We start from the raw sequence: 9,228 nt of genomic DNA on the forward strand, positions 1-9,228 counted from the left end.
CTTGAAAGGCCCTCTAGCTGCCGCATTGATCGTGGCTAGCGCATTGCTTGTCGATCAATCCTGGCTTCTGGCTGGCGTCGCGCTTGTGATTGCTGGGGTGGTGCTCATCCGAAAAACATAATGAAGGAGCAACTTAATTCGTGCACGGTCACGTTAGGGCAGCCGAACTTAACGAGAATTTCATGCGCCTCACTTCAGCGACCAAAACGCACCGCGAGGAAAATTTTTCGACCTATTGCGATTGAAGGCTTATTTTCCTCAATCAGACGAAACTTTGGAACGGCAGCTTTCAGGTTTGTCCTCGCCTGACTTTATGGCTGCTATTAGGGCGCAAAGCGGCCCAGCCCTTCCCCGCTACCGTGCCAGTTTGACCTTGACCCCGGCGGCCTCGGCAACGTCCATCCATGCGCGGTCGCAGGTCAGCGCCGGCAAGCCGAGATGATGAGCCAGCGCCAGACAACACCGGTCGCCCAGCGACAGTCCGTGTGCCGCCGTCACCGCGCGCAGGGCGCTGGCACGGTAGGCCAGCGCGGCATTGAGGGGGACTATCGTGAGCGGCAGGTCGCGCAGGCCCGTTTCGACCTCGTCCGGCGGCATGCCGGCATGAACGAAGGTGCTCGCCACCTCGGCAAGATTGACCGACGACATATGGGCGCCCACCAATTGGCGTTTGACCATGGTTCCGCCGGCCTCACCCTTGAGGAACGCCAGCAACGCCGAGGCATCAAGCACCACTCCGCTCACTCGCCGCTGTCCTCGCGCCGGTTCGCCAAGAAATCGTCAACCGAGGTTCCCGGCAGATCGGCATATGCGGCAAAGGCCGTACGCACCTTGTCGAGGGTCTGATCGAGTGTCCGCAGGGTCACTTCCGTGTCACCCCCCTCGACGATGAGCGTGCCACCTTTCTCGAGTCCCAGCTGACGCCGGATGGCGATCGGAAGTACCATCCGCCCGTTTTCCATCACCTTCACTGCCATACCCATCGATGCCACTCCTACCCACTGCGTTTATGCGACGTGGACGGTAACAGCGCTGTAAAAAGATGTCACCTGATTGTGTTCCTGTCATTTCGATCGTGCAGGGGCCCCGCCCTCAAACCGTAGGTGTCCTGTCCGCAAGGGGATCGCTCACCGGACACATTCCAGGTGCCAGAGGTCAGACCCCCCTGCCCTCCGCAAATCCGTCTTGCCGGATCTCTCATTAAGATGGTACGCTTTATTTTCTCACACAGGGGCCTCATCCGTTACAAATGACCAACACTCTCATCGGATATGCTCGCTGCTCGACCGACAAGCAGGACCTCACCGCCCAGCGCCGCGCGCTCATCGAGCTTGGGGTGCCCGAGGACCGCATCTACACCGACCACGGACTGACCGGCCGCAACCGCGATCGCCCCGGCCTCGCCCAGGCACTGGCCGCGGTCCGCGCCGGCGAAACTCTGGTGGTGCCCAAGCTGGATCGCCTAGCCCGATCCGTGCCCGACGCCCGCGCGATCGCCGATGAGCTGGAGAAGCGCGGCGTGAGCCTCGCACTGGGCAAGCAGGTCTACGACCCAAACGACCCCATGGGCCGGATGTTCTTCAACATCCTCGCCACCTTCGCCGAATTCGAGAGCGACCTCATCCGCCTGCGCACCCGCGAGGGCATGAAGATCGCCCGAGACAAGGGCAAGCTCCGCGGCAAGCCGCCGAAGCTGTCCGACCTCCAGCAGCGCGAGCTCCTCAAGATGCACGCCACCGGCGAATACTCGATCAGCGACCTCGGCAAGCTGTTTAAGGTCTCGCGGCCGACAGTGTATCGGACGATCCGGCGGGGCGGCGCATGAACTATGCGCCCGCTCGACAACCAGTAAGCCGTTGGCCAGCTCAACCGTCCCAGAGACTTTGATTGGCAACCAGGCGTTCGATGCATGACCTTTCCGACATCTTCGCAACTCAAACTGACGGGCTTGGCTTCGACAGACGCGTCTGCACCGGACGCGTCAACAGCTCTATCGCCCCGCGCATGTCCTATGGTAAGGGCGTTCGAGAAAACGCTTTTCTGACAAATTAAGTTGCTGTAAAGCTTAGAAAGGAGGGGCAATGGCTGCGGCAAATCAGGTTATCGCTCTTCTGAATGGGCATGTGGATGGAGACAATGAGCGCGTTTACGCGGTAGCTCTTCAGATCGCAGCTTCTGAAGCGCGTCAGGGACACGTTAAGACCGCCGAGGCGCTCCGCAAGCTCGTTGATGCGGCCCGAGCCCGCGCAGTGGCTGGCCCTGCGGCCAAAGGAAAACTGGCAAGTGCAACGCCTCTTGCGAAACCGCGTGGCGAACTAGAGGATCTGATGCTGGTGTCGCACAGCGACACCAAGCTATCTGACATGACGTTGACCGATGTCATTCGCTCACGGCTCCACCGCCTCGTAGTCCAACAACAGCAACGCGAACGGCTCCGCGAGTATGGCCAACGCCCAAGCTCAAAGCTGCTGCTTGTCGGTCCGCCGGGATCTGGAAAGACCCTGACTGCCAGCGCTTTAGCTGGCGAACTGCACCTCCCACTTTTCACGGTCAGACTAGAGAGTGTTATCACGCGTTTCCTTGGGGAAAGCGCTGCGAAGCTTCGTCTCGTTTTCAATCAGATTGCGCAGATGCGAGGCGTCTACCTTTTCGACGAATTCGACGCGATCGGTGGAAAGCGTGGGGCGACGAACGATGTAGGTGAGATGCGGCGTGTGCTCAATTCTTTCCTGCAGTTCCTTGAGGAAGGCAACGCTACCGATAGCTTAGTCGTTGCTGCAACCAACCATCCTGAGCTTCTCGACCGCGCGGTCATCCGCAGGTTTGATGAGATCATTGAGTACGGGTTACCCGATGGCGACGGCGTAAGGGCAATGCTGAAGCATCGTCTTGGCCGCATGGCCGGGCGATCACTCGCCTGGAATAGGATCGTCCCGTTGACGGAAGGATTGAGCCAGGCTGAGCTAGCTCGTGTCGCGGACGAAGCAACGAAGGAGGCAATTCTGGCGGGTCGCAAGTGTGTGAATACAGAGGAAGTCTTGGCTGCCTTAAATGCGCGCCGTGCCATGCGTGAAGCGGTCGCCGACATATTCAACGATTGATGATCCCGGTCGGGTGGATCGAAGAACGGTAGACGACGGGGGATTATGCCGAGCGGGTACAAGCGTAAGCATTTGCGCGTCGATCAATTCGTCGAGCTCAAGCCGTACCGACGGCCGAGACGGAAGATCACTGCTGTAGATCTCGGCCGAGAAACTGAGCGACACGCTGAAAGCCTGAAGCGCGAACTGGCTGAAGCTTGGGCTGATGCCGAGAGCCTGTTTGCAGCCCGCGATGCAGAAGTGATCGGGACTTCAGGCCGCTACGTCGATTTCGAGACGTTACCAAATCAGCCTCTCCCCGACCTAACCTGGAAGAGCAAGGGAATCCGTCTCGCAGCCGCTGGCCGTTCTGTGGACGGCGCGACAACAGGAACGATCTTCGTCCCCGATGGTCAAAAGGACTTTATCGACGGGAAGCTCGATGAGTATCGCGAAAAGCGAAGTGCCAAAGGCAAAGCTGCTCACGAAAAGCGCTTCGCATCCATTGAGCATTTCCGCGCGGCCCGCCTCGAATCATTATGGGTAGACAGCCGCGCCATGCCGGAAGCGGGTATACTCACTTGGTGGGAGTGCTGGTGCTGGCCTGATAGGGTCGCGAATCTCGAAGCGAAGTCTGCGGCTGCAGAGGTACTCGTAGGCACCAACCGTCTCACGTTTGTCGAACGTGAAGTTGTGTTCATCTACACTAACCGAGCGACACTCGCGCGGATTGTTGCCAGTACCGACGCTGTCGCTGAGATCAGGCTGGGCCGGGATGACGCCAGCTTTTTCACGAGTGACGCGGGCCGCGAAGACCAAGGTGGCTGGGTGGATGCTGCCGCTGATCGGATTTCCCAGACTGAAGACGCCGATGGTGTGGCGGTCTGTCTCTTGGATACCGGCGTCAACCGAGCACACCCTTTGCTCGCGCCAATCTTCTCTGCTGACGATCTGCACAGCGTGGACCCTGCATGGGAGGTCGACGATCATCATGGCCACGGCACCGAAATGTCAGGTCTCGCAGTCTACGGTGACCTCACGACCATTCTGCCGTCGGCCCGGCCACTTACGATAGAATTTGTTGGCGAGTCAGTGAAATTGCTTCCGCCAGATGGTTTCCCGCCAACCGAGCCGCAAAGCTATGGGCTACTGACCCAACAGGCGATCTTTCGTCCCGAGATTGAGCGACCTGATCGAAAGCGGGTGTTTTGCCTCGCTGTAACCCAAGAGAATGTTCATGGGCCGAAGGCAACGAGCTGGAGCGCAACTCTGGATGCAATGGCTTTCGGCGGAACCGACCTGAACGATTTGCAGCAACGTCTGATTTGCGTCTCTGCGGGCAATCTGCCGGATGGCCTTTCGCAAGCGGCACTGGAGGACTGGGACAGCTACGAGATAGAAGATCCAGCGCATGCATGGAACGTCCTCTCGGTTGGCGGCTTCACAGAGAAGGGCCCAATTACCGACCTTGGGTTCGAGCATTGGGCTTGCGCAGTCGAGCCAGGCACGCTCAGTCCATACAGCCGAGTGTCGGCAAGCTGGTACCGCGGTGTCTCTCCCATCAAGCCCGAGCTAGTTCTAGAAGCTGGCAACAAAGGCATCGACGCCATTGATGCATCGATGGTGAGCGGGATCGACTCTCTTTCGCTTCTTACAACAAGCCGGGATCCGATCGTACGTCCTCTCTCCCTTTCTTGGGCTACGAGCGCCGCAACAGCGCAACTAACTGGTATGGCGGCCAGAATTTTGGCCGATGACCCTTCCCTCTGGTCAGAAACCGTTCGGGCGCTTCTCACACACAGCGCTCGCTGGACCCCACCGATGGAACTCGCGCTGCTGGGAACGGCTCAGAAATCGGAACGCCTCCTCATGCTCCGGCGCTTTGGCTATGGAGTACCTTCGATCGAACGCGCTCTTCGCTCAGCATCAAACGCTCTAGCCCTTGTCGCGCAGCAAGAGATACAGCCCTTCAAACGTGAGAAGGGAAGCACGCGGCTAAATCACGCCCATTTCTATGCCCTGCCATGGCCTATCGAAACTCTGCTCGCGCTTGGCGAGCATCAAGTTCGTCTACGGGTTTCTTTGTCGTATTTCGTCGAACCAAATCCGAGCGCAGATGCACCCCTCTCGCCGGCGCGCTACCGATCAGCCGGACTTCGTTTCGACCTTCGGCGCAGAAACGAGCCACAGGATGTATTTGAGGCGCGAGTAAACGCTCTGGCAGCCATCGAACAAGATAACGTGGATTTGCCCGCCGGCTTCCGCGACGATGGCAGATTGTTGGGTGAAAAGTCGATCTCAGCGGGTTCTCTCCACGTCGACGAGTGGCGATGCAATGCCGCCGACCTCGCAAACCGAAATGCGCTCGCCGTTTTCCCGGTCGGAGGATGGTGGAAGAGCGTCGCGGATAAGGCCCGAAACAATGCCTCGATGCGCTATGCCCTTGTCGTAACCATCGACGCAGGCGACGTCGAACAAGACCTATGGGCAGAAGCCGCAATAGCCGCTGGTGTCGAAATCGAGGAAGCAGTCAGCGTCTGAGTATCAAGTTGTTCGGCCTTATGCACAAGCCTCTTGAGCGGTGTTCTCATGCTGCGCCGGGTGGTGAACGCACGAGCTGGCCAACCGTCGGCGAATAACTACAGGCCGTGATCGACCTATCGCGAATCCGTTCGACAGCTTCGTTGATCACCGGCAGTGGGACCACAAACCACTCGCGCGGCTTGACCATATGCCCAAACCGGTCAGGGATTGTGAGGTCCAGCTGCGCGGCGGCGAACACCTTGTGCAGGAGGCTTTCCAGCTTCTGGCAATTGACGCCGTAGATCTTGCAGGTCGCCACAACATCGACGCCGGCAAGAAGATAGGTAGAGCTCTTCTCGGCACCGGAGATCCGGGTGTCGACCGATCCACTGGTGACGCCGATCTTGTGCACCACCTCGCGGTGCTCGGCCACGAAAGGATGCTCAGACTTGCTGCGCAGCACGTAGATGGTGCCAGTCTCGGCTTCGCCATCCTCCGGTCGATCAGCAAACAAGGGACCTGGCGAAGGGTCAGTAATCCGGCGCCCGGCATCGTCCTCATGGAGCTGGCGCTGAAGCGAGCGCATCAGCATCCCGCTTTCGGTGCCGTTGTCGAAGACCACTCGCAGCCGTGCGTCGGTGCGCCCCTGCGCATTGGTGAAGATGTCGTCCATCTCGGCGACGTAGCTGATGAGCCCGCCAACGATGAAGAAGGCCCCGGGCCGGATTTCAGCCTTCAGCTCAAAGGGACGGGTCACCCGCGTGCCCGAGGCGAGGTCCTGTTTCACCTGCTCGAACAGTGGTTTGAACTTCTCGAAGTCATGACACTTATCGCGGCGGGCAATCTCTTCCGCAGCCCGCTTTTCCTCAGCCGACCGAACATGCCGGAGCTGGGTGATATCCGTGCCGTCAGCAAGGTCCGCCAGCTCGGAGGCCAGATCGTCCACGTCGAGTTCCACCTCGTCAACTGCAATCGCGGTCGCCTCATCCAGCAGGCCATGCTGATCGAAGGTTGCCAAAAGGTCCCGGCTGTCCTGCTGTGCACGCAGGCGATCGAGGCGGACGGCATACAGCCGCTCGAAGATGTCGCGCCCCTCACCATGCTGCGGCACGCGGCCGTGCTCCTCATAGAAGCGCACGATATCCTCGAAGCCCGCGATGATCCGTTCTTGCTGGGGCGTGTAGGTTGCCTGCTTCTTCGCTGCCGGAGCGAAATCGGCAAGTTCGCCTGCCAGTTCGTCGAGATCATATTCACTCATAGCGGCCTTCCTCGCGGAAGCGCATAAAGGCAGCCGCACCTTCTGCAAGGCGCTGTTCCCAGGCATCGCTCGAAGTGATCGACGGAACGCGGCCACGCTCCTTCTTGAACTTGACGGCGGCGACGGCGAGCTCCTTGGCCTCGTCCGGCAGGATCTTTGTGCGCTTGGCCGAAATCGCAGCTTGGACCTGCTTGAGGGTGCTCTCGGTCATGGCCTTGGCTAGAACCGCGTAGGCGGCATGCCACGGGTTGATGCTGTCGATGAGATCGATGTCGAGCTCGCGCACGTCCATCGCATATTGCCGGACCCCTTCCAGCAATGCCGTGTTGGCGCGCTGCTCGCCGTCGTTCACGTCAGCCGCACCCATCGCCAGTGACTTTGCCTTCTGGGTCAGGTTCAGCGCCGCAATCGCATGCTGGCGGACCGCCTCCTGATCCTCGGCACTGAGGTCGGGATAGCGATCGCGGACGATCTTGCCCATGGCGACCTGCGTCATTTCCTGCGGCGCCGTGTTTTCGTCGAACAATCCGCGCTCGGCCACGCTCTTCTTCTGGACGAAGGCGGCGATCACCTCGTTGAGGTCCTGTTCGCAGATGCGGGCAGCTTCGGCGCTCTTGGGCGTGACGAGACCGGCGATCTCGAAGTGATACTGCCCGCGTTCCTCGTTGACGCCGACGTTCGCCTTACCTTCCTGATAGCCTTCCGGCCCGTAATCGAAATCGGGCAGCGGGCCTGCGCTCTTGGGGCTGAAGGTGACGGTCATCAAGGAAATTGAGTCGATGGGGACCGCTGCCTATTGCGCGACCTACCACAGACCGCGCGGCCAACTTGGAGGGCGCGCCATTCATGTTGATGCCGACCGGTAAAGAACCTTTCCGCAGCTGCCGCTCCCTCAAGCGCGCGCTAAGCGGTCTCCAGAAGTCGAAATCGGGGTGACCTCTGGCACTTATGCTGGCAGATGAGTGGTATGTCGACTGTTTGGAAAATCATCAGGATTGTCGGGCTTTATGTAGGATCGTTCATCGTCTGCGTACTTATCGCCGCATTGACGATGGAGCCGCTTCCCGGCGGAATTCAGGTCCTGTTCGCGATGCTTGTCCCCGTTGCTGTCGTCCGATGGTATGAGGCTGGTCGTAGTGCGCGGCTTGTGCAGGATAGAGGCTTCCAAAAGCAACCAGTCTTCGATCTATCCCCCCGATATAAAAGTGATGAAGTCTCGGGGAAGCGAATGCCCGATAAATTCGAGGCGGAGCTAGGGCATGTCGCCGCGAAGGCATCTGAGGCCGTCCGACTTACGCTAGAACAATCACGCCGTGAGGCCCAGAAATCAGGGGACGCCCGGATGACAGGTTCACAACGCCAATCTTCATCATCTAAGCAGCAGGGATGGGTGCCAAAGGGTCAGGCAGTTACCATCGCGGGCCGCCAAATTGATGGAATGATTTATGTTGGTCCAGCACCACGATTGAATTCGCATGGCTATGGCGAAAAGTGTCGCGCTTACATCGACCCCTCGCTGTCTGTTGCCGCTCTTGGGTCAGACAAGAGAGGCGATAACCTGTCGTACTGGCCGGGCTATTCAAGTATCCCTGCAGTTTGCCGAGCGACCTATCTCGATTGGCTCGCGAATGGGCGCCGCGACGGCACGGTCAACCCAGGCTACATGTTCCTGTACTTCTATGGGCTGGAGCGCCGCTTTCTGCTGGACGACCCTTCAGATTTTGAAAAGCAAGAGATCATATCGGAGGTTCAGCGCCTGAAGCACCTCTTCGCGCACAATTATTCGGCGCAGCGATATCTTGGCGAATTTTTGGGCATTGCCAGCATTGCGACATTAGGTGGCATTTCTCCCGACGATCCTGACCTCAAGGCGTCGATCCTTGAAAACCGGAACTGGGAGCTTCCAATCGCTCTCAAGATGGTCATCGGCACTCTGGTAGCAAACGGCGAGCCCGTTGATGCAGAATGGATGTACCTCTGGTTTATCTGCCACCCTGAGGCGCGTTTACGAACCTCCGCAAAGAGGTGTGCCGAGGAATTCAAGCAATTGTTTTTGCTCAGGTACGCAAGTGAATATCCTGACGGGGCAAAGATCAGAAAACCCAAGAGAAAATTAGAATTTCAGTACCGCGCGGCTTCTGGCGAGTTTACCGGGAATTTCTTGCCCTCGACCGGACAATCTGGTGACACGGCCATCCCCGACATCTCGGATCTGCGATCTCCTGTTGAGGGCGCTCAGATAATTGCAGATCAGGCAATGGACGACCTCGACAAGTACAGTCGCCTTCTGTGAAGCGTCCCGGGTTTTCCGGAGGCTCCTATTTGTGAGAAGGAGCCACGATGAGTGCTACAAGGAACAAGTTTTCG

The 9,228-nt window shown here is 58.8% G+C and carries 7 protein-coding genes and 1 pseudogene; 4 read left to right on the plus strand and 4 right to left on the minus strand.

Annotation, left to right across the window (positions count from 1 at the left end; translation table 11 throughout):
* Nucleotides 1-354: 354 nt before the first annotated feature.
* Together K5Q19_RS11215 and K5Q19_RS11220 are read right to left on the minus strand one after the other, a co-directional pair.
* Complete coding sequence (locus tag K5Q19_RS11215; protein ID WP_292944944.1) at nucleotides 355-744, minus strand: type II toxin-antitoxin system VapC family toxin; 390 nt, start codon at nucleotides 742-744, stop codon at nucleotides 355-357.
* On the minus strand, nucleotides 741-983 hold the full coding sequence (locus tag K5Q19_RS11220; RefSeq protein WP_292944947.1) for an AbrB/MazE/SpoVT family DNA-binding domain-containing protein: 243 nt from the start codon (nucleotides 981-983) through the stop codon (nucleotides 741-743). The genes K5Q19_RS11215 and K5Q19_RS11220 overlap by 4 nt, the downstream gene beginning before the upstream one ends.
* A 266-nt stretch (nucleotides 984-1,249) precedes the next feature.
* Here K5Q19_RS11220 and K5Q19_RS11225 point away from each other — a divergent pair, with 266 nt between their 5' ends.
* The 3 genes from K5Q19_RS11225 to K5Q19_RS11235 all read left to right on the plus strand — a co-directional run bounded on the left by K5Q19_RS11225 (nucleotide 1,250) and on the right by K5Q19_RS11235 (nucleotide 5,621).
* Nucleotides 1,250-1,825, plus strand: coding sequence for a recombinase family protein (locus tag K5Q19_RS11225; RefSeq protein WP_292944950.1), 576 nt, complete (start codon nucleotides 1,250-1,252; stop codon nucleotides 1,823-1,825).
* A 256-nt stretch (nucleotides 1,826-2,081) separates the two neighbouring features.
* Nucleotides 2,082-3,101: an ATP-binding protein gene (locus K5Q19_RS11230; protein WP_292944953.1), complete on the plus strand. Its 1,020-nt coding sequence runs from the start codon at nucleotides 2,082-2,084 to the stop codon at nucleotides 3,099-3,101.
* 72 nt (nucleotides 3,102-3,173) lie between these two features.
* Complete coding sequence (locus tag K5Q19_RS11235) at nucleotides 3,174-5,621, plus strand: S8 family peptidase (RefSeq protein WP_292944956.1); 2,448 nt, start codon at nucleotides 3,174-3,176, stop codon at nucleotides 5,619-5,621.
* 46 nt (nucleotides 5,622-5,667) lie between these two features.
* Here the strand turns inward: K5Q19_RS11235 and K5Q19_RS11240 are convergent, their stop codons facing one another.
* Both K5Q19_RS11240 and K5Q19_RS11245 read right to left on the minus strand, forming a co-directional pair.
* Complete coding sequence (locus K5Q19_RS11240; protein WP_292944965.1) at nucleotides 5,668-6,900, minus strand: GIY-YIG nuclease family protein; 1,233 nt, start codon at nucleotides 6,898-6,900, stop codon at nucleotides 5,668-5,670.
* A pseudogene (locus K5Q19_RS11245) lies at nucleotides 6,854-7,612 on the minus strand (DEAD/DEAH box helicase); the annotation flags it as partial. The pseudogene K5Q19_RS11245 and the gene K5Q19_RS11240, both read right to left, overlap by 47 nt.
* Before the next feature lie 216 nt (nucleotides 7,613-7,828).
* Between K5Q19_RS11245 and K5Q19_RS11250 the strand changes: the two are divergent.
* A complete protein-coding gene (locus tag K5Q19_RS11250) occupies nucleotides 7,829-9,154 on the plus strand; it encodes a TerB N-terminal domain-containing protein (RefSeq protein WP_292944962.1) in 1,326 nt (441 codons plus the stop codon).
* Nucleotides 9,155-9,228 lie beyond the last annotated feature (74 nt).

This window comes from Novosphingobium sp., assembly GCF_019748365.1.
Taxonomy (GTDB): Bacteria; Pseudomonadota; Alphaproteobacteria; order Sphingomonadales; family Sphingomonadaceae; genus Novosphingobium.